The organism is Streptomyces sp. RKAG290 (genome assembly GCF_023701695.1).
Lineage (GTDB): Bacteria > Actinomycetota > Actinomycetes > Streptomycetales > Streptomycetaceae > Streptomyces.
Map to the genome: position 1 here is coordinate 3,368,875 of NZ_JAJOZC010000001.1, position 19,156 is coordinate 3,388,030.

15 protein-coding genes and 2 tRNA genes are annotated in these 19,156 nt (G+C 72.5%); 6 read left to right on the forward strand and 11 right to left on the reverse strand.

The genetic code is table 11. From position 1 onward, the window contains the following. Positions 1-41: 41 nt before the first annotated feature. Entirely contained in the window at positions 42-938 is an 897-nt protein-coding gene (locus LNW71_RS14625; protein ID WP_250972007.1) for a DUF2797 domain-containing protein, read from the reverse strand. Between the two features lie 177 nt (positions 939-1,115). Here LNW71_RS14625 and LNW71_RS14630 point away from each other — a divergent pair, with 177 nt between their 5' ends. The 3 genes from LNW71_RS14630 (at position 1,116) to LNW71_RS14640 (ending at position 3,867) form a co-directional block, all read left to right on the forward strand. Next, positions 1,116-2,060: an RNA polymerase sigma-70 factor gene (locus LNW71_RS14630; RefSeq protein ID WP_250968625.1), complete on the forward strand. Its 945-nt coding sequence runs from the start codon at positions 1,116-1,118 to the stop codon at positions 2,058-2,060. 105 nt (positions 2,061-2,165) lie between these two features. Beyond that, a complete protein-coding gene (locus tag LNW71_RS14635; RefSeq protein ID WP_250968626.1) occupies positions 2,166-3,368 on the forward strand; it encodes an FAD-dependent oxidoreductase in 1,203 nt (400 codons plus the stop codon). Between the two features lie 70 nt (positions 3,369-3,438). Beyond that, positions 3,439-3,867, forward strand: a complete 429-nt coding sequence (locus LNW71_RS14640) for an SMI1/KNR4 family protein (RefSeq protein ID WP_250968627.1) — start codon at positions 3,439-3,441, stop codon at positions 3,865-3,867. A 128-nt stretch (positions 3,868-3,995) separates the two neighbouring features. Here LNW71_RS14640 and LNW71_RS14645 read toward each other — a convergent pair. Together LNW71_RS14645 and LNW71_RS14650 are read right to left on the reverse strand one after the other, a co-directional pair. Next, positions 3,996-4,068: transfer RNA gene (locus LNW71_RS14645), tRNA-Arg, on the reverse strand. 216 nt (positions 4,069-4,284) lie between these two features. After that, positions 4,285-4,375: transfer RNA gene (locus LNW71_RS14650), tRNA-Ser, on the reverse strand. A 224-nt stretch (positions 4,376-4,599) separates the two neighbouring features. On the opposite strand from LNW71_RS14650, the gene LNW71_RS14655 reads away from it, so the two are divergent. Next, positions 4,600-5,067, forward strand: coding sequence for an SSI family serine proteinase inhibitor (locus LNW71_RS14655; protein WP_250968628.1), 468 nt, complete (start codon positions 4,600-4,602; stop codon positions 5,065-5,067). Positions 5,068-5,279: 212 nt separating this feature from the next. Continuing rightward, positions 5,280-9,704, forward strand: a complete 4,425-nt coding sequence (locus tag LNW71_RS14660; protein WP_250968629.1) for a PAS domain-containing protein — start codon at positions 5,280-5,282, stop codon at positions 9,702-9,704. 114 nt (positions 9,705-9,818) lie between these two features. Here the strand turns inward: LNW71_RS14660 and LNW71_RS14665 are convergent, their stop codons facing one another. The 8 genes from LNW71_RS14665 to LNW71_RS14700 form a co-directional block, all read right to left on the reverse strand. Beyond that, positions 9,819-11,468, reverse strand: a complete 1,650-nt coding sequence (locus LNW71_RS14665; RefSeq protein WP_250968630.1) for a long-chain fatty acid--CoA ligase — start codon at positions 11,466-11,468, stop codon at positions 9,819-9,821. 240 nt (positions 11,469-11,708) lie between these two features. Continuing rightward, complete coding sequence (locus LNW71_RS14670) at positions 11,709-12,446, reverse strand: SigE family RNA polymerase sigma factor (RefSeq protein ID WP_250968631.1); 738 nt, start codon at positions 12,444-12,446, stop codon at positions 11,709-11,711. 170 nt (positions 12,447-12,616) lie between these two features. Further along, entirely contained in the window at positions 12,617-13,783 is a 1,167-nt protein-coding gene (locus LNW71_RS14675) for a lipid-transfer protein (protein WP_250968632.1), read from the reverse strand. Then, complete coding sequence (locus tag LNW71_RS14680) at positions 13,780-14,175, reverse strand: MaoC family dehydratase (protein WP_250968633.1); 396 nt, start codon at positions 14,173-14,175, stop codon at positions 13,780-13,782. Before LNW71_RS14680 ends, LNW71_RS14675 begins: the two co-directional genes overlap by 4 nt. Then, complete coding sequence (locus tag LNW71_RS14685; protein WP_250968634.1) at positions 14,172-15,218, reverse strand: acyl-CoA dehydrogenase family protein; 1,047 nt, start codon at positions 15,216-15,218, stop codon at positions 14,172-14,174. Before LNW71_RS14685 ends, LNW71_RS14680 begins: the two co-directional genes overlap by 4 nt. Before the next feature lies 1 nt (position 15,219). Further along, entirely contained in the window at positions 15,220-16,176 is a 957-nt protein-coding gene (locus tag LNW71_RS14690) for a bifunctional MaoC family dehydratase N-terminal/OB-fold nucleic acid binding domain-containing protein (protein WP_250968635.1), read from the reverse strand. Continuing rightward, on the reverse strand, positions 16,173-17,348 hold the full coding sequence (locus LNW71_RS14695) for an acyl-CoA dehydrogenase family protein (RefSeq protein ID WP_250968636.1): 1,176 nt from the start codon (positions 17,346-17,348) through the stop codon (positions 16,173-16,175). The genes LNW71_RS14690 and LNW71_RS14695 overlap by 4 nt, the downstream gene beginning before the upstream one ends. Before the next feature lie 254 nt (positions 17,349-17,602). After that, a complete protein-coding gene (locus LNW71_RS14700) occupies positions 17,603-17,914 on the reverse strand; it encodes a hypothetical protein (protein WP_250968637.1) in 312 nt (103 codons plus the stop codon). Between the two features lie 311 nt (positions 17,915-18,225). On the opposite strand from LNW71_RS14700, the gene LNW71_RS14705 reads away from it, so the two are divergent. Further along, positions 18,226-19,104 carry a bifunctional DNA primase/polymerase gene (locus tag LNW71_RS14705; RefSeq protein WP_250968638.1) on the forward strand — a complete coding sequence of 293 codons (879 nt, stop codon included), beginning with the start codon at positions 18,226-18,228 and terminating at the stop codon, positions 19,102-19,104. Positions 19,105-19,156 lie beyond the last annotated feature (52 nt).

Genomic DNA, 19,156 nt, shown 5'->3' on the forward strand with positions numbered 1-19,156 from the left:
CCCCTCTCCTCATCTCCCGTACACCCGACGTCCCGACGATCTCAGAACAGCCCGCCCTGCGACGCGCCGCCCCCGACCGCGACGGTCGGCACGCTCACCCCGGCCCCCGGGCCGGCCGCGGCGAGCGCCCAGCCGCTCATGAGCCGGGTGTCCACCACCACGACACCGTCCGCACCGGTCTCCAGATGCAGATCCGGCCCGGCCGCCGCGATCAGCCGCCCCGCGACCGCACCACCGTCCACGAGACCGGTCACCGCCCGCACCACCCGGCCGCCCGCCACCCCGGCGGCCGCGTCGATGCCGAAGATCCCCGCATGGTCGACGGCCTCGAACGGCAGCCGCTCCAGCGCCTGGGGCCAGCCGCCCCCGTCGAGCGCCACCGCCCGCCCGTACAGCTCGGCCACCTCGCCGGCCCGCACCGCCCGGGCCGGAAGGTCCATGCGCACCGCCCGCTTCCGCGCGTACGGAATCCGGTCCGGCACGCCGAGCGCGGCCCGCAGCAGCTCCTCGGCCCGCCGCGCCGCCATCAACGGCCCCCGCCCCAGCCAGCTGAACACGAGCGCCCCCTGCTCCCGCAGCCGGGCCGCGCCCCGCTCCTCGGCGGTGATCCCGACCTTCACCATCCCGGCCCCGAACCAGGCCAGGTACACGCGGTAGGTGCGCGGGTCGTCGGGAATCGTGTCGGCCGCCACCGAATGCGCCCGGTCCAGCCGCCCGCACTCCGGACACCGTCCGCCGGTGCTCCGCCCCGGCACCACGGCCGCGACCGGGCACGCGTTACCCCGCGCCCCACTGCAGCGCCGCTCACCCGCGGCCCGGAACCCGAGCTCCGACCCGAACGCGAGCGCACTGCCCCGCACGTCCCGGCCCCGTCGCCACCCGAGCACGGGCCCGCCCCGCTCCTCGGGCCACCGGAGGCCGGTGCACTGCCATTCCATGAACGAACTCCCGGGCTGCGGTGCGGGCGTACGGGTGCGCCCGCTGTACGGACGAGTCTGCTGCACGAGCGCGTCCGCTGCCGGACACCACCGCTCCGCGCGGACCACCCGCAACGCGCGAGAGGCCTTCAGGATTTCTCCTGGGGGCGCAGGCCCTCTCGGGCTAGGATCCGGGCCATGTCCCTGACGGTGAACGACGTGGATCGGTTCGAGGCCGCCATGCCTCGCCTGGAGGCCATCGCCTACCGCCTCCTCGGCTCCGCGAGCGAGGCCGAGGACGCCGTGCAGGACACGTTCCTGCGCTGGCAGGCCGCCGACGTCGACCGGATCGAGGTCCCCGAGGCCTGGCTGACGAAGGTCCTCACCAACCTGTGCCTCAACCAGCTCACCTCGGCCCGCGCCCGGCGCGAGACCTACGTGGGCCAGTGGCTCCCCGAGCCGTTGCTCGCCGGGGACCGGATGCTCGGCCCCGCCGACACCGCCGAGCAGCGCGAGTCGCTCTCGTACGCGGTCCTCGCCCTGATGGAGCGCCTCTCCCCCAACGAGCGGGCGGTGTACGTGCTGCGGGAGGCCTTCGGCTACCCGCACCGGGAGATCGCCGAGATCCTCGACATCACCGAGGCCGCGGGACAGCAGATCTTCCACCGCGCCAAGAAGCACATCGCGGACGGCAAGGCCCGCACCGAGATCGACGGGGCGACCGCCCGGCGGATCGTCGAGGAGTTCCTCACTGCCGCCACCAGCGGCCGGACCGAGCCGCTCGTACGGCTGCTCACCGCGGACGCCGTAGCGATCGGCGACGGCGGCGGCAAGGTCCCGGCCCGCGCCAAGGCGTTCGAGGGCGCTGTCGCGGTCGCGAAGTTCATGCGGGGTCTGTTCAAGCCGGCCCAGTCCAAGCGCAACCTGGCCGGCGGCTCACCCGAGGTCCACGTCACGACCGCCAACGGCGCACCCGCCGTCGTGGCGGTCATCGAGGGCCGGGTCATCGGCGTCATGTGCCTGGAGATCACCGCCGACGGCATCGCCGCGTTCCGCAACCAGGTCAACCCCGACAAGCTCGACCGCGCGACCCGGCAGTGGGCCGCCTCCGACCACGGGGAGCCCCTGTTCCACGCCTTCTGAGAGCGATGCCACCTGCGATGTGACCTGGTTCACATCGCACTCCTGTCAGGAAACGGCGGGCCGCCCGGTTCAAGTGGCGAACCCGCGCGAGACAGGAGCAGGGAAATGCAGCACCGAATCATCGTTCTCGGAGCCGGCTACGCCGGAGCCATCGCCGCCGGACGCCTCGCCAAGCGACTGCGCCGCGAAGACGTCGCCATCACCCTCGTCAACGCCGAACCCGACTTCGTCGAGCGCGTCCGGATGCACCAGCTCGCGACCGGCCAGGACCTCAAGCCCCGCCCGTTCAACGAGATGTTCGCCGGCACCGGAGTCGAAGTGAGGGTCGCGAAGGTCACCGGCATCGACGTCGACCGCCGGACCGTCGCCGTCGTGGAGGCGGACAGCGTCCCGGAACTGGAGCTGGAGTACGACAGCCTCGTGTACGCCCTGGGCAGCGGCTGGAACAGCCAGGGCGTCCCCGGCACCGCCGAGCACGCCTACGAGATCGCCGGCCGCCCCGGAGCGCTCCGGCTGCGCGAGCGCCTGGCCCGCCTGGACGCCGGGCAGGCCGTGGTCGTGGTCGGCGCCGGCCTCACCGGCCTGGAGGCAGCGACCGAGATCGCCGAGGCCCGCCCGGACCTCGACGTCGCCCTCGCCGCCCGCGGCGACCTCGGCGACTGGCTCTCGCCCAAGGGCCGTGAACACGTACGGAAGGTCTTCGACAGGCTCGGCATCACCGTGCACGAACAGGCCGCCGTCACCGGCGTCGAGGCGGACCGCGTCACCACCGCCGACGGCGGGTCCGTCCCGGCCGCGGTCACCGTGTGGACCACCGGCTTCGCGGTCCACCCGATCGCGAAGGCCACCGCCCTGGAAGTCTCCGCCACGGGCCAGATCGTGGTCGACGGGACGATGCGCTCGGTCTCGCACCCGGACGTGTACGCCATCGGCGACTCGGCCATGGCGATGGGTCCCGGCGACAAGCCGCTGCGGATGTCGTGCGCCTCGGGAAGCCCCGCCGCATGGCAGGCCGCCGACGCCATCGCCGCCCGCCTGACCGACGGCAAGCTCCCGAACACCCCGATCCGCTACTTCAACCAGTGCATCTCGCTGGGCCGCAAGGAAGGCCTGATCCAGTACGTCACCGCCGACGACCGCTCCGTCCGGGCCGCCCTGACGGGACGGCTCGCCGCCGTCTACAAGGAACTGGTCTGCAAGGGCGCGGCCTGGGGTGTCGCCAACCCGACACTCGGCATGCCGGGCCGGCGCCGCCCCGTGGTGCGCCGCCAGGCCCAGGAGGGCTCGGCCGTCAACGCCCAGGCCTGACGCAGACAGCAGAACGGGCGCGCTGAACCGCCGGCCCGTCCCTGTGCGGGACAGCCCTTAGGCTGCGCCCATGTGGAGAGAAGCCGCCACCGCAGCCCTGCCGGAGGCCGAGTTCCGGGCACCCGTCGACGCACCGGCCCTGGCCGACGCGGAGCGGCGCCTGGGCGGGCGCCTGCCGGCGCAGCTGACCGCACTGCTGACTGAGACCGACGGGATGGTCGGGGAGTACGGGACGGACATCATCTGGCCCCTGGACCACATCGTGGAACAGAACCTGCTGTTCCGGTCCCCCGACACCTTCCCGGGCCTGTACATGCCCTTCGACCCGCTGCTGTTCTTCGGTGACAACAGCGGGGGCGACCAGTTCGCCTTCGTGGTGACGCCCGAGCGCCCGGACATCTTCGTCTGGGACCACGAGACCGACAGCCGACTGTGGGCCGCCCGGGAACTGGAGGACTACCTGCACCGGGCCCTCGCGGGGGACGGGGACTGGTGGTAGCCGGGGGCGGCGGGCACTGATGTCGGGCGTTGGCGTCGGGCGTTGATGTCGGGCGTTGCTGTCGGACACCGGTGCACGGACAACGCGAGAGGCCCCCAGGATTTCTCCTGGGGGCCTCTGGCCTGCTGTGCACTCGGCAGGATTCGAACCTGCAACCTTCTGATCCGTAGTCAGATGCTCTATCCGTTAAGCTACGAGTGCTTGGCGTCCTGGGCTTTTCTGCCCCGTCGGCGTTGCGAGAACAACATTACATGACCTGCGCCGTCACGCGAAATCCATTAGCCACACCCCTGCTGAGCTGTGAAAACACCCGTTCGGCGACGTCTGTTGGCTGCTGCGTCCAGGCCCGTCCCCGACCCGTTGCGGCCCGGATACGACCGAAGCCCCGGCCAGTGGCTCGGGGCTTCGGTGATCACGCGGAGGCGGAGGGATTTGAACCCTCGATGGGCTTTAAGACCCAAACCGCATTAGCAGTGCGGCGCCATAGACCGGACTAGGCGACGCCTCCAGCACACCCCGCGCAAGCGCGGGTGGTGCGTGCAGATGATGACACAGCTCCTCGCCGTGTCACCAATCGCTGCCTACGGTACTAGGCAGTCGGCCGCCAGAGCAAAGTGCTGCGGTTGCGCAACGCCGTGGCGTGCGGAGCGTTAGTCATGCGGGGGCGCCGCCCCCGCCGTTCCCCTCTGTCGCCGGCCACTGCCGACGACGTGCACGACCACAGGAGCCCGCATGCTGCGTCGCCTCGCCCTCACCGCTGTCGTGTCCCTCGCCGCGCTGTCCGCCCTCGCACCCGCCGCCTCGGCCTCGGCCGGGCCCCTGCCGCTGCCGCTGCCGCTGTCCCTGCCCGTCCTCCAGGGCGACGACGCGCAGACGACTCAGCTGACCGTGGTCGTCTCGGGGTCGGGGGACCGGGCGGCGGACGGCCGCTACGAGCTGGAGTGCGACCCGGCGGGCGGCAGCCACCCGGTGGCGAAGCAGGCCTGTGAGCGGCTGGCGCAGCTGCCGGGCGAGAGTGCGGACCCGTTCGCCCCGGTGCCCGCCGACGCGATGTGCACTCAGCAGTTCGGCGGATCCGCCACCGCCCGGGTCACCGGACGCTGGCACGGGCGAAGCATCGATGCCGCGTTCGACCGGACCAACGGGTGCGAGATCGCCCGTTGGAACAGCCTGCGCCCGGTGCTCCCGAACGTCCGCTGAGCAGCGGCTCCACCCTTGGCGGGGCGGCCCCCAGGGCACGTAATGGGCCAGAGTCGTACACCGTATGCACAGAACCTTGGTGAGAGCTCCCCCTCATCCGCCGCCCCTTGCCCCTCCCCTGCCTTTAGACTCCTCCAGTGACAGCCTGAGGCCCGAGGGGCAAGATGGGGCCGCTGTCGGCAAGGTGCAGTAATCAGGGAGGAAGCGTCGTCGTGAGCAGCAGGCCATCCCGAGGCGCTGCTCGCCTCGCAGCCATACTCGACGCCCTGCCGGACGGGCTACTGCTCGTCAACTGCAACGGTACGGTCGTCAACGCCAACACCATCGCCCTCGAAATGTTCGAGACGCCGGGCACCGCGCTCGTCGGACGCGGACTGCTCGATCTGCTGCCGGAGTTCGACTCCAAGCTGATCCCGGGGTCGATGCGGAGGCCGGAGGCTGCGGACGAGCGGGGCCGGACCAAGCCCACGCGGATGACCGCGCGGCGCACCGACGGCAACGAGTACCCCGTCGAGGTGACGAGCGCCAGCCTGGAGGACGGGCAGGCCGCGTACAACGACGTCCAGATCAACTACAGCGGCACTTACACGGGCGACGAGCTGCTGATGCTCGTCGTGCGCGATCTGTCGGGCACGGTCGACACCGAGGCCGAGCTGGCCCGGTCGCAGCGCCAGACCGAGATGATCCTGCGGGCCGCGTCCGAGGGTGTCGTCGGCACGGACACGGACGGCCGTGTCGTGCTGGTCAATCCCGCCGCCGCACAGATCCTCGGCTTCCGCGCCACCGACCTGGGCGGCCAGGAGCTGCATCCGCTGATCCTGCACTCGCGGGCCGAGGGTGAGCCGTTCCCGTACGAGGAGTCGCCGCTGGCCGACACCCTCAAGTCGGGTCGCAAGCACCGGGTGCGCGGGCAGGTCCTGTGGTCCAAGAGCGGCGCACAGGTGCCGGTCGACCTGACCACGGCGCCCGTGCGGGACGGCGACCAGCTGGTCGGCGCGGTGATGACGTTCACCGACCGCAGGCCGTACGAGGAACTCGGCGAACACCACTCCTCCGAGGTCGCCGAGCTGATCGCGAGCCACACCGCCACCGTCACCGAGCTGACCACGGGCCACAGCGCGGAGATCACCGCACTGACTGAACGGCACGCCGCGGAGCTGGCCGACCGGACCGAGCGGTATGCCTCCGCGCTGGAGGAGCAGGCCGAACGGCTGGAGGAGAGGGACGTGCTGCTGGCGGACCTGTCCGCCCGGCACACCCAGCTGACCGCCGTGCTCGGCGAGTCGCTGCGCGGGCCGCTGGAGGAGCTGCGCGGCGAGCTGTCCATGCTCGCCGCCGACCCGGCGGGCCAGCTGTGGCCCGAGGCCAACCAGATCCTGCACCACCTTGCCGCGGGCTATGCGCGGATGACGACGCTCGTCGACAACGTACTGAGCTACCAGCGCCTGGACGGCGGCTCCGAGGCGCTCGTCAAGACGAACGTGCTCCTCGACGGCGTGGTGACGGCCGGCATCGACGCCGCGGTCGAGCTGATCGGGCCCGGCCGCGCCCAGTTCGCGGTGCACGCGCCGCCGATCGAGGCCGAGGTCGACGCGGGGCGGCTGGTGACCGCGCTCGCGCACCTGGTCGCGGACGTCGCCGGGGTCGACTCGACTGGCAAGGCCCGGCTGGTGCCGGGCGGCGGCTACGTCGACTCGACGGTCGTCGTCGCCGCGGCACAGCGCGGTGAGGTCGTACGGATCGAGGTGCGCGGGCCGTTCGCCGGGGGAGACCCGGTGCACGAGCCGATCGTGCGCGGGATCGTGCGGGCGCACGGCGGCGTGCTCCAGACGCACGAGATGCCGGGCATGAGCGGCAGCGCGTACGTGCTCGAGGTGCCGCTGGGCGCGGGCTCGGGGACGGTGCTGCCGCCGATGCCTCCGGAGGCCGCTGACCCGGCCGTGACTCAGGGGCTTCCCGAGGCGTCGCAGGCTGCGGCGGCTCAGGAGAGTCAGGACACCGGGGTCGCTCACGAGAGCGGCGGGGGGCGGCGCCGGGCGCGCAGGGCCTCCACCGATGCCTTCCTGGAGAGCCCGGTGGACGGTTCCGAGGGTGCGGGCGAGCTCGGCGCGGCAGCCGGGGACACCGGAGCGGCCGAGCCGACCGGCCGGCGTCGGGCCCGGCGGGAGCCTGCGACCGGAACAGCTGCCGACTCCGTGGACCCGGCAGCGGCAGCGGCCGCCGTCGAGCACGACGGGACGTACCCGCACGAACTCATCCCGGCCCAGCAGGGCCAGGGCTCCGGGCGCAGGCGCGGCCGCCCCAGCCCGGCGGAGACGGCCGCCGCTCAGGCTGCCGGCGGCCAGCAGGGCCCCGGGCAGGCCCTCGCACTGCCCGCTGCCGCGACTCCCCCGGCGCCTTCCGAGGGGTCCGTGGTGACGGCGGCCGAGGGTGCTCAGGGGGCCGGGGGCCGCCCGCAGCGCGGCCAGACCGTGCCGCCCCGGGGCGTGCCCGCCGAGGCGCCGACCGGGGGACACCGGGCGCACCGGGGCGCGGAGGGCCGGCTGGCGCTTCCCGCCCTGCCTTCGGTGAACGCCGTCGGCTCCGAGGCCCCCGCGGACTACTCGGACCTCGCCCCTGCCACGCGGACGCAGGCGCCGGGCCAGGAGAACCGTCAGGCGGCGCCCGCTCCGGAATCCGCACCCGCGCAGCAGCCGACCGGGCGGCGGGCGCGGCGCGCACTGTCGATCGCACAGGACCGGGCCGCTCAGGCCGAGCCGACAGGCCCCCGGGTCCCCTTCGCCCTGCCGCCCGCCGCCGCCGACCGGCTGCCGCCCGCCGCCACTGAGGCGGACGGCTCGCTGCCGGGGCGCCACGACGCCGCATCCGGTGAGCCGGACCACGACCACACCCCGCCGCAGCCGCACCCGCTCCCGACCGGCCGACGCCGGGCCCGGCACGCGGACGGGGACGGCGACGCAAGCACCCACGCGAACGGGGGCGCGAACGCGAGCGCCCCGGCGCAGGGCGACCCGTCCGGTATGCCCATGCCGAACGTGCCGTCCGCGCCCTTCGGCCAGCCCGAACAGGCCGCACCGTCCGCGCCCTTCGGCCAGCCCGAACAGGCCGCACCGAGCGCGCCCTTCGGCCAGCCCGAACAGGCCGGTCCGACCGCCCCCTTCGGCCAGCCCGAACAGGCCGTGCCCGCCGCGCAGCCGGCACCGCCCGCGCAGCCCGATGACTGGGAACAGCCCGGTGACTGGGAGCAGCCCGGTGACCCCCGGCAGGACGGCGCACCGGGGCAGCGCCGCGGAACGTCGGCCGGGCCTGCCGTCGAGCCGCCCTCCGGCGACGCGGAGTGGCCCGGGGCCGGCCGCACCACGCACACCACCGGCACCGCCGCGGCCGAGAACGCCCGCGGCGCCGCCGGTCCTCCCGTGCCCGACGAGAGCCGTCCGCGGACCCTCGTACCCGGGCCGGACGCGCGCAGGCAGCCGTTGCCCGCCGAGGCGCCCATGCCCGGAGGGTCGCCGGACTCGACGCAGGGGCGCGCGTTCAGCGTGCGGACGCTGGGGCAGGGCGTGCCGTTCGCCCAGCACATCGCGCACCAGCAGAACCAGACGCTCGGCGGCGCCGGCCGGCGCCGCAAGCTCGCGGCACCGCCCGAGGCCGACCGGCCCGACCGGCCTGCCCTGTCGGGGCCCGCTGCCGCGGCGCCGGAGCCGGCGGAGCCGCAGCCCGGCCCGGGCGGCACCGGTCCCGGCGGCACCGTTCAGGGGTCGGGGCAGCTCCTGTCCGCTCCGGCGGCCGAAGGCCGTGCCTACGCCATAGGGGCGCCCGACGAGGGCGCCGAGGGGCCGCAGCCACTGGACGGCCCCGGTGGCGCGGTCGAGGTCGCCAACCGCCCCTCCCCGCAGCCCGTCGACGACGAGCTGCCCCCGGAGCCGCTGGACAACCCGCGCCGGCTGCTCGTCTGGCCCGCGCCCGACGTCTCCACCCAGCAGGCCCTGAGCGACCGCGGCTACCGCCCGGTGATCGTGCACTCGCGCGAGGAGGTCGACGCGCAGATCGCCGCGTTCCCCGCCGCGCTCTTCGTGGACCCGCTGACCGGTCCCATCACCCGTAAGGCGCTGCAGTCGTTGCGGCAGGCGGCGGTGGCGGCCGAGGTGCCGGTGCTGGTGACGGCCGGTCTGGGGCAGGCCTCGCGGGAGGCCGCGTACGGCGCCGACCCTGCCGTACTCCTGAAGGCGCTCGCCCCGCGCGACAGCGAACAGCACCCGCCCCGTGTCCTGCTGATCGAGGAGCACGAGGACATCGCGCTCGCGCTGACGCAGACCCTGGAGCGCCGGGGCATGCAGGTCGCCTGTGCCGCGACCGACAGCGAGGCCGTCTCGCTGGCGACCCGGATGCGGCCGAACCTGGTGGTGATGGACCTGATGCAGGTACGCCGCCGCCGGGCCGGGATCGTCGACTGGCTGCGCGCCAACGGCCAGCTGAACCGCACCCCGCTGGTCGTCTACACCTCCGCCGACATGAGCGAGTCCGACCTGCCGAAGCTGAGTTCGGGGGAGACCGTGCTCTTCCTCGCCGAGCGTTCGACGAGCGACGAGGTGCAGTCACGCATCGTCGACCTGCTCGCGAAGATAGGGACCAACTGACCGCCGGGCAGCAGCAGCGGCGGAGCGGCAGCGGCGGAAACAGCAGTGACGCGAACGCGATGAGGGCGGTACGGGTTTCCCCGTACCGCCCTCATCGTGTCCACGACCGCCGGCTCAGAGCTGGGTGATATCCAGCTCGCCCGCCGCATACTGCTTTCGGATCACCTTTTTGTCGAACTTCCCGACGCTCGTCTTCGGTACGGACGCGATGACCGACCAGCGCTCCGGCAGCTGCCACTTGGCGATGCCCTGCTCGGCGAGGAAGGCCTTCAGCGCCTCGTAGTCGGCGGTGGCGCCCTCCTTGAGGACGACGGTCGCCAGCGGACGCTCGCCCCACTTGTCGTCCGGGACGGCCACGACCGCCGCCTCGGCCACATCCGGGTGCGCCATCAGCACGTTCTCGAGTTCGACGCTGGAGATCCACTCCCCACCGGACTTGATGACGTCCTTGGCGCGGTCGGTGAGCGTGAGGAAGCCGTCGTCACTGATCACGCCGACGTCGCCGGTCTTCAGCCAGCCGTCCTGGCTGAACTTGTCATCGGGCCGCAGGTCCTCGCCGTCCGCACCGCCGTAGTACGCGCCGGCGATCCAGGCCCCGCGCACCTCCAGCTCACCGGCCGACTCGCCGTCCCACGGAAGGTGTTCGCCGCCGGGGCCGACCAGCCGGGCCTCGACGCCGGCCGGGAAGCGGCCCTGCGTGATGCGGTAGGGCCACTCCTGCTCCTCGGTCAGTCCGGCGGGCGGGTTGGCCATCGTGCCGAGCGGTGAGGTCTCCGTCATGCCCCAGGCGTGACAGAGGCGGACGCCGAGCTTGTCGTACGCCTCCATGAGGGAGGGCGGGCAGGCGGCGCCGCCGATGGTGACGCGGGCCATGGAGGTGAGGTCGCGGGGGTTGGCGGTGACCTCGGCCAGCAGTCCCTGCCAGATGGTGGGGACTGCGGCGGCGTGGGTCGGCCTCTCCCGCTCGATCATGTCGGCGAGCGGGGCCGGCTGCAGGAACCGGTCCGGCATCAGCATGTTGACGCCGGCCATGAACGTCGCGTGCGGCAGTCCCCAGGCGTTCACGTGGAACTGGGGGACGACCACCAGGGTCGTGTCCTTGTCGGTCAGGCCCATCGACTCGGTCATGTTGACCTGCATGGAGTGCAGGTAGATCGAACGGTGGGAGTAGACGACGCCCTTGGGGTCCCCGGTGGTGCCGGAGGTGTAGCACATGGCGGCGGCCTGGCGTTCGTCCAGCTCGGGCCAGTCGTAGCTGGTGGGCCGGCCGGCGATCAGCTCCTCGTACTCGTGCACCCGCGGCACGGCACCGTCCAGGACGGAACGGTCACCCGGCCCCGCGACGACCACGTGCTCCAGCGAAGTCAGCTGGGGGAGCAGCGGCGCGAGGAGGGGCAGCAGGGAGCCGTTGACGATGACGACCTTGTCGTCGGCGTGCTTGACGATCCAGACCAGCTGCTCGGCGGGGAGCCGGAGGTTGAGGGTGTGGAGCACGGCGCCCATGGACGGGATGGCGAGGTACGCCTCCACGTGCTCGGCGTTGTTCCACATCAGTGTGGCGACCCGCTGGTCACCGTCGATGCCGAGCTCCTCACGCAGGGCGTGGGCGAGCTGTGTGGCGCGCCGGCCGATCTCGGCGAAACTGCGCCGCTGCGGCTCGGGCTCTCCGGTCCAGGTCGTGACCTGCGACTTCCCGTGGATGGTCATCCCATGGCTCAGGATGCGGGTGACAGTCAGCGGTACGTCCTGCATGGTGCTGAGCACGGCGTCCTCCCGGTGGGCGCTACGCGGCAGTAAGGTTCCGCTGATTCTGCGCACATACCGCGTGGTATGTCACTACTCCCGGGCGTACGAATCGGTGTCGAGCGACAAAATCACACCAGTCGGACACAACGGCCGAACACTCCTCAAGCCTGCCCGTGGCGTGGTCTGCGACCTGCCCGCGGCATCATCCGAACGAGAGGCACTTGGTCTCCGGCCTGCCCGTGGCTCCGGTTCGACGGCTCACCTGACCGGTGTCAGCTCCGGGTCCTGCCGCAGCTTGCCGAGCGCCCGGGACACCGCGCTCTTGACCGTACCGATGGACACCCCGAGCACCTCGGCCGTCTGCGCCTCGCTCAGGTCCTCGTAGTAGCGCAGCACGACCATGGCGCGCTGGCGGTCGGGGAGCTTCAGCACAGCCCGCCACATGGCGTCGTGCAACGACTGCTGTTCGGCGGGGTCGGGCCCCGGAGTGGTCTCCTGCTCGGGCAGCTCGTCGCAGGCGAACTCGTCGACCTTGCGCTTGCGCCACTGCGAGGTCCGGGTGTTCAGCAGAGCCCGGCGGACGTAGCCGTCGAGTGCGCGGTGGTCCTCGATCCGCTCCCAGGCGACGTACGTCTTGGTCAGCGCGGTCTGCAGCAGGTCCTCGGCATCGCTGGGGTTCGCGGTGAGCGAGCGGGCGGCCCGCAGCAGCACCGGCCCGCGGGCCTTCACGAACGACGTGAACGACGGGTACGGAACGTACGGGGCCCGTGCCCCGTACGGTGCCCGCGCGGTGGCCGGCGTGCGCGCTGTGGCCGGCGCGTGCCCGGTGGCCGGCGTGCGCGGCGCCGCGTACGGGGCGTGCGGCGCGTGCGGTGCGCGCGGGGCCGGCGACGCGTGCGGTGTATGCCCGGCGAGCGGCTCGTACGGGGTGCGCGGCGTGCGTACGGTGGTGGCAGCAGCTCCCCTGGAGGTGCCCGTGCAGACTGGCGTGGTCATGCCTCCACGCTAGGAGTGGGCGTCCCTCCGGGGATCGCCCCCAGGTCCCGAAACCTCGTCCGCCTCAGGGAGTAGGGGCAGGCCCCCGTCCACCTCCTGTAGGTGGAGGGCCCGTCCCGCAGTCCTCAGGGTCGCCCCCGAGGCGGCGGCGCCCGGCCGTCCGGCCCCGCTCACTCCGCCCGGCCCAGCACCAGACCCGAGGTGGGTACCCCGGTACCGGCCGTGACCAGCGCCCTGGCCGCCCCGGGCAGCTGGTTCACCGACGTGCCCCGGATCTGCCGGACCGCCTCCGCGATGCCGTTCATCCCGTGCAGGTACGCCTCCCCCAGCTGGCCGCCGTGGGTGTTCAGGGGCAGTGCGTCGGCGGCCACGAAGTCCGCGGCCTCACCCGGCGCGCAGAAGCCGAACTCCTCCAGTTGCATCAGGACGAACGGGGTGAAGTGGTCGTACAGGATCGCCACGTCGATGTCGGCGGGGGAGAGGCCGGAGTTGCGCCAGAGCTGGCGGGCGACGACAGCCGTCTCCGGAAGCCCGGTCAGCCCGTCACGGTAGAAGCTCGTCATCTGTTCCTGCGACCGCCCGGCTCCCTGGGCGGCGGCGACGATCACCGCGGGCGGCTGCGGCAGGTCCCTGGCCCGTTCCGCACTGGTGACCACGATCGCCTGTCCGCCGTCGGTCTCCTGACAGCAGTCGAGCAGCCGCAGGGGTTCTACGATCCAGCGGGACGCGGCGTGCTCGGCCAGGGTGATCGGCTTCTCGTAGAAGTACGCCGCCGGATTGCGCGCGGCATGGCGCCGGTCGGTGACCGCCACGTGGCCGAAGGCCTCCGGCGTCAGCCCGTAGGTGTGCAGATACCGCTGGGCGGCCATGGCCACCCAGGAGGCGGGGGTGAGCAGCCCGAAGGGCAGGTTCCAGCCGAGCGCCGCGCCCTCGGCCGTGGGCTCCCGCTGCTGCACCCCGGAGCCGAAGCGCCGCCCCGACCGTTCGTTGAACGCGCGGTAGCAGACGACCACGTCGGCCACCCCGCAGGCCACGGCGAGGGCCGCCTGCTGGACGGTGGCGCAGGCCGCCCCGCCGCCGTAGTGGATGCGGGAGAAGAACGACAGCTCGCCGATGCCGGCCGCCTGGGCGACGGTGATCTCGGGGCTGGTGTCCATGGTGAAGGTGACCAGTCCGTCGACATCGGCGGGGCTGAGCCCCGCGTCGTCGAGCGCCGCGCGCACGGCCTCGACCGCCAGCTTGAGTTCGCTGCGTCCGGAGTCCTTGGAGAACTCCGTCGCCCCGATCCCGGCCACGGCCGCCCTGCCGCCGAGCGAATCGGCCCTGCGCACGCTCATGCGGATCCCTCCGGAACGCTGACGGTCACCGTGCCGGTGACGTGCCTGCCGAGCCCGTTGGTGCCCACGACCGACACCTCGGCCGTCCCGTCGTCGCCGCAGCCGGTGATCTTGCCGGTCAACACCATGGTGTCGCCCGGATAGTTGGGCACACCAAGCCTGATGGCGACCCTCCTGAGCACCGTCGAGGAACCGAAGTGATCGGTGACGTACCGCCCGACCAGGCCATTGGTCGTCAGGATGTTCATGAAGATGTCCGGGGCGCCCTTCTCCCGCGCCAGCTCCGCGTCATGGTGCACGTCCTGGTAGTCGCGGGAGGCGACGGCCCCCGCCACGATCAGGGTGCGGGTCACCGCGATCTGCAACGGTGGCAGTTCCTCACCGACCTTCACTGCGATCCCTCCTGCACCAGTAGTCCGCCGAGTTCTTGAAGCACTTCGCTGCCGCAGCCGAGATAGGCGTCGAGCTGACGCCCCCAGAGGAAGTGCCGGTGCACCGGGTGATCGAGGTCGGCGCCCGTGCCGCCGTGCAGATGCTGCCCCGCGTGCACCACCCGCTTCCCGGCCTCGGAAGCCCACCACGCGGCGGTCAGCGCCTGCGCCGCGTACGGCAGCGCACGGTCGTGACGCCACGCCGCCTCGTACGCCGTGACACGTATCGCCTCGGTGTCCATGTGGGCGTCGGCGGCCCGCAGCAGCACTCCCTGGTTGGTCGACAGCGGGCGCCCGAACTGCTCCCGCGTGCGGGTGTGTTCAACGGCACGGGCGAGCGAGCCGGCACACACGCCCGCCTGGAGGCCGGCGAACGCCGTCCGAGCCGTGGCCAGCACCTCCTCGTACGCCCCCGCCCCGCCGAGCCGCTCCGCGGGCGCCGCTGCCAGCACCAGCCGCCCCGCCGCCCACGGGGCCGTGGTCTCCACGGGCTCGGTGCGCACGCCCGCGTCTGCGGTCCGCACGATCCACAGGGACCGGTCCGCAGCGGCGACGAGGATGTGGGTGGCCTCCCTGAGCCAGGGCACCAGCGGCACCGTGCCGCTCAACCGCCCCGGCCGGACGGCCCGGTCCTCCACCTGCACACCACCGCAGGCCGGGAACGCTCCGGTGGCCACCGCCGTGCCCTCCCGGAGGGGCGGCAACAGCCGCTCCCGTTGCTCGTCCGTGCCCTGTCCGGCGACAGCGAGCAGCCCGTACACGCAGCTTGCCGCGAAGGGCACCTGGGCGGTTGTCCGGCCCTGTTCCTCCAGGAGCAGCACCAGTCCGAGGAGCCCGATCTCCTCGACCGCACCGGGCAATCCGGCCGCACAGAGCTCCTTCCAGAGCTCGGTGTCCGTACCGGCGCCGGTCGCGGCCAGCCGGTCATGCGTCGACAGATCGCCGAAGATCCGGGCGGCGAGCCCCTGCGCGGCGCTCTGCTCCTCAGTGGGTTCGAAATCCATCTCAGCCCTCGCTCCCCCGGAAGACCGGCAGTTCCAACTCCGGGTCCGTGCGCAGGAATTCCAGCCGCACCGGCATCCCCACCCGCACCTTGTCGCAGGGCACGCCGATCACGTTGCTCACCATCCGGACGCCCTCCGCCAGCTCTATCAGCGCCACCGCGTAGGGCCCGGCCTCCTCGGTCGGGCTGAATGCGGGGAAGGGCGGGTGATGCATCACGACGTAGGAGAAGACGGTGCCCTCGCCCGAAGCCTCGACCGATTCCCACTCGGGCGATCCGCAGGCGTTGCATCCGGGCAGCCAGGGGAACCGCAGGGTGCCGCACGCACCGCAGCGCTGGAGCAGCAGCTGGTGAGCGGCGACCCCCTTCCAGAATCCGGCGTTGTCCCGGTTGACCACCGGCCTGGGCCGCAGGCCCCCACTGCGCCGAATCGCTGGCTTCCCCGGGCTCACGGTCCGCGCCGCCGCCGGACGGTACTTGAGAATCCGGAAGCGGTGCGTCCCGGCCGGCTCGTCCTGTGCCCGGACGTCCATGCGTGTGGTGATGAAGTAGCCCGTGCCCAGCTTCGTCGTCTTCCGCTCCGAGACCGACTCGATCACCGCGTCGAAGGTGATCCGGTCGCCGGGCCGCAAGGGACGCAGATACTCCTGCTCGCAGTCGGTCGCGACCACCGAGGCGAACCCGGCCCCGTCGAGCAGGCCGAACAGCTCGTCGTAGGCGCCGTCCCGGTCCGTGTGCCCCGACAGGCCGCCCATCGTCCACGCCTGCAGCATGGTCGGCGGGGCAACGGCACCGGGGCCGGTGTAAGCCGGGTTCGTGTCCCCCATCGCCTCGCACCAGTGCCTGATCATGGGCTCGTTGACCAGGTCCTTGCCGGTGCCGGCGGTGGCGGCCGCACGGCCCTCGTACGCCCTGAGCCGCTCGTACAGCTCGTCCCGCCCACCCTGCCCTCCCGTCACCGCTTCCCCCTCTTCATTCCGAGCCGCATCGTCGCGACGATCTCCCGCTGCACCTCGCTCACCCCGCCCCCGAAGGTGTTGATCTGCGCCGCCCGGTTCATCCGCTCCAGCTCCCCGTCACCGAAGGAGCCGGGCGAACCGCCCCGGATCATTGCGGCATCCCCCGTGATTTCCTGGCACATTCGATACACCTCCACGGCGCTTTCGGTTCCCACGAATTTCACGCCGCTCGCATCGCCGGGGGCCAGCGCGTTCGCTCCGACGTCACCCACCAGACGCCAGCTGAGCAGGCGGGTCACCGCCAGCCGGGCATAGGCCTCGGCCAGCCGGGACCGGACCCAGGGCTCGTCAACCGGACGTCGGCCGGTCACCGGATCGGGCGTACGGGCGAAGGTGAGGGCCGCGTCGTAGAAGTCCTCGGCCTGCATGCCGATCGCGGCCAGGGCCACCCGTTCGTGGTTCAGCTGGTTGGTGATCAGCCCCCAGCCGCCGTTCTCCGCGCCGACCAGCCCGGTGACGGGCACGTGCACGTCGTCGTAGTACGTGGCGGTCGTGGTCAGACCGCCCACGGTGTCGATGGGCGTCCAGGAGAAGCCGGGCGCGTCCGTCGGCACGAGAATGATCGAGATGCCCCGGTGCTTGGGTGCGTCCGGGTCCGTGCGGCAGGCGAGCCAGATCCAGTCCGCGTTCTGCGCGTTGCTGGTGAAGATCTTCTGCCCGTCGATGACCCACGAGTCGCCGTCGCGTACCGCCCTGGTGCGCAGCGCGGCAAGGTCGGTACCCGCTTCGGGCTCGCTGTATCCGATGGCGAAGACGATTTCGCCGGCCAGGATCCGCGGCAGGAAGTACTCCTTCTGCTGCTCGGTCCCGTACTTCATCAGGGTGGGGCCCACGGTGTTGAGGGTGACCATCGAGACGGGTGCGCCGGCGCGGTAGGCCTCGTCGAAGAACAGGAACTGTTCGTCCGCGCCACGCCCCTGCCCGCCGTACTCGACGGGCCAGCCCAGTCCGAGCAGTCCGTCGGCGCCGATACGACGCAGCAGCCGCCGCTGTCCGGCGGGGCTCCCGGCCACCGGGCCGGTCCGGCCGACGGATGGCGGCATCACATCGCGGAAGTAGGTGCGGAGCTCGGCGCGCAGCTGTAGCTGGCGCTCCGTCGGGGCCAGGTGCACGGCGGCTGCCTCTCGGGAACATGCCTGCGGATCAGTGTTTCTGACTGTCCGTCAGATTCCGCTCGACTGTCAAGGCACCCGACGCCAACCCGTCACCCCCCACGCTCCCGCCCGCCCCTTCCCCGCCGCCCCACATTTCCCGACATCCCAGGAGAACGACGAACGACCTGCATGCCGCCACCGAAGTGACACCACGCAGGCCGTCGTCCCCCAACCGCGGCCCGGCCCCCCGACCGGCCCGCGGCAGGCACCGATCACCAGAGATTGGTGAAGTTCACCGCGAGATTGTGGGTGGACTGGTCGATATCGGTGAAGGCGGAGCCGTTCACCTGGGCGGAGTTGCTCTGGTTCGACGCCCCGGAGCCGGTGGCCTGCTGCTGCGACGTGGACGAATTGCCGAGGTTGTCCCCACCGACCCCGCTGCCACTGATCGTGGCCACACCCGCGTTCGACCCGTCGTTCGCGAACGACCCGTTGTCGGCCTGTGCCACACCACCGAAGACGGCGGCGACGAGGGGCAGCGCGGCAACCACGGCGAGGGCGCGAGCGGTACGGATGCTTGCCATGTCTATTCCTCCAGGAACGGAAAGTGAGGCTGATCCCGGGCCGGTCGGCCGACCGGTCCGGCGTTGGTCACGACGTCGCGAGGTCAAGGTTGCCCAGCGCCGCCACGGCGAACCACCCATGCATTCCGATTCCCCTCAAGCATGAGGAACGGCCGATAAACCCCAGACTCCACAAATTCCCAGGTCAGTCGGGCATGGCGCGGCCGCCCCTGCCGCGCGGGAGAAGAAGCGTTTCGCCACCCCACCCCGCACCGCCACTCCCGCACTCTCCCCCTCTTCCATTATTCGAACATTAGTACGAACATGGAAGCATGGCCATCCACGACCGGCGAACCTCCACCCTGGCCCTGGCCCACGCCCTCTCCGCGGCCGAACACGGGCTCCCTGTCATCCCGTTGTCCGCCACCAAGCTCCCCGCCCTGCGCTCCCCGCACCGGGACGAGGACCGGCCGAACATCTGCCGCGGCCGCTGCGGCCTGCCCGGGCACGGCGTCCACGACGCCACCACCGACCCCGCCGCGGTGCGCGCCCTCTTCGCCGCCGCCCCGTGGGCCACCGGTTACGGCATCGCCTGCGGCCGGGCCCCGCACCACCTCATCGGTATCGACCTCGACATCGACTCCACCGGCCGGCACGACTCCGCCGCGGCGCTGCAACAGCTGGCGCTGGAGCACCTGTTCACCATCCCGCCGACCGTCACGGTGCTCACGCCCAGCGGCGGCCGCCACATCTGGCTGTCCGGCCCGCCCGGCGTGGCAGTACCGAACTCCGCCGGCCGACTCGCCCCCGGCATCGACATCCGCGGCACAGGCGGTTACCTGGTCGGCCCCGGCTCGGTCACCGCCCACGGCGCCTACCGGGTCGCCCCCGGCACCGGCGGCCTCCCGCCGGCCCCCTGCCCGCGCCCCCTCCTCCAGCTGCTGACGCCCCCAGCACGCACAGCCCGCCACCACAGCCACCCCGACCGGGGCCAGGGCCTGATCCAGTTCGTCCTCGCGGCGGACGAGGGGCAACGCAACACCCGGCTCTTCTGGGCCGCCTGCCGCGCCTACGAACACGGCTTCGGCGACGACCTGGCGGACGCCCTCACCGAGGCCGCGGTCCGCACCGGCCTGCCCGAGCACGAGGCCCGCGCCACCATCGCCTCGGCATCCCGCCTCACCACGACCCGGTGCGAACCTCCGGGGTGACAGTGGGGAACGCCCACACCCCCGGCGCGGGCCGGGGGGACACCCCGATACG

Coding starts and splice junctions, on each gene's coding strand:
- LNW71_RS14700 (WP_250968637.1), bottom strand. CDS start 17,914: ATGGCAAGCATCCGTACCGCTCGCGCCCTCGCCGTGGTTGCCGCGCTG.
- LNW71_RS14640 (WP_250968627.1), top strand. CDS start 3,439: ATGTGGAGAGAAGCCGCCACCGCAGCCCTGCCGGAGGCCGAGTTCCGG.
- LNW71_RS14675 (WP_250968632.1), bottom strand. CDS start 13,783: ATGAGCGTGCGCAGGGCCGATTCGCTCGGCGGCAGGGCGGCCGTGGCC.
- LNW71_RS14670 (WP_250968631.1), bottom strand. CDS start 12,446: ATGACCACGCCAGTCTGCACGGGCACCTCCAGGGGAGCTGCTGCCACC.
- LNW71_RS14705 (WP_250968638.1), top strand. CDS start 18,226: ATGGCCATCCACGACCGGCGAACCTCCACCCTGGCCCTGGCCCACGCC.
- LNW71_RS14625 (WP_250972007.1), bottom strand. CDS start 938: ATGGAATGGCAGTGCACCGGCCTCCGGTGGCCCGAGGAGCGGGGCGGG.
- LNW71_RS14630 (WP_250968625.1), top strand. CDS start 1,116: ATGTCCCTGACGGTGAACGACGTGGATCGGTTCGAGGCCGCCATGCCT.
- LNW71_RS14655 (WP_250968628.1), top strand. CDS start 4,600: ATGCTGCGTCGCCTCGCCCTCACCGCTGTCGTGTCCCTCGCCGCGCTG.
- LNW71_RS14685 (WP_250968634.1), bottom strand. CDS start 15,218: ATGGATTTCGAACCCACTGAGGAGCAGAGCGCCGCGCAGGGGCTCGCC.
- LNW71_RS14635 (WP_250968626.1), top strand. CDS start 2,166: ATGCAGCACCGAATCATCGTTCTCGGAGCCGGCTACGCCGGAGCCATC.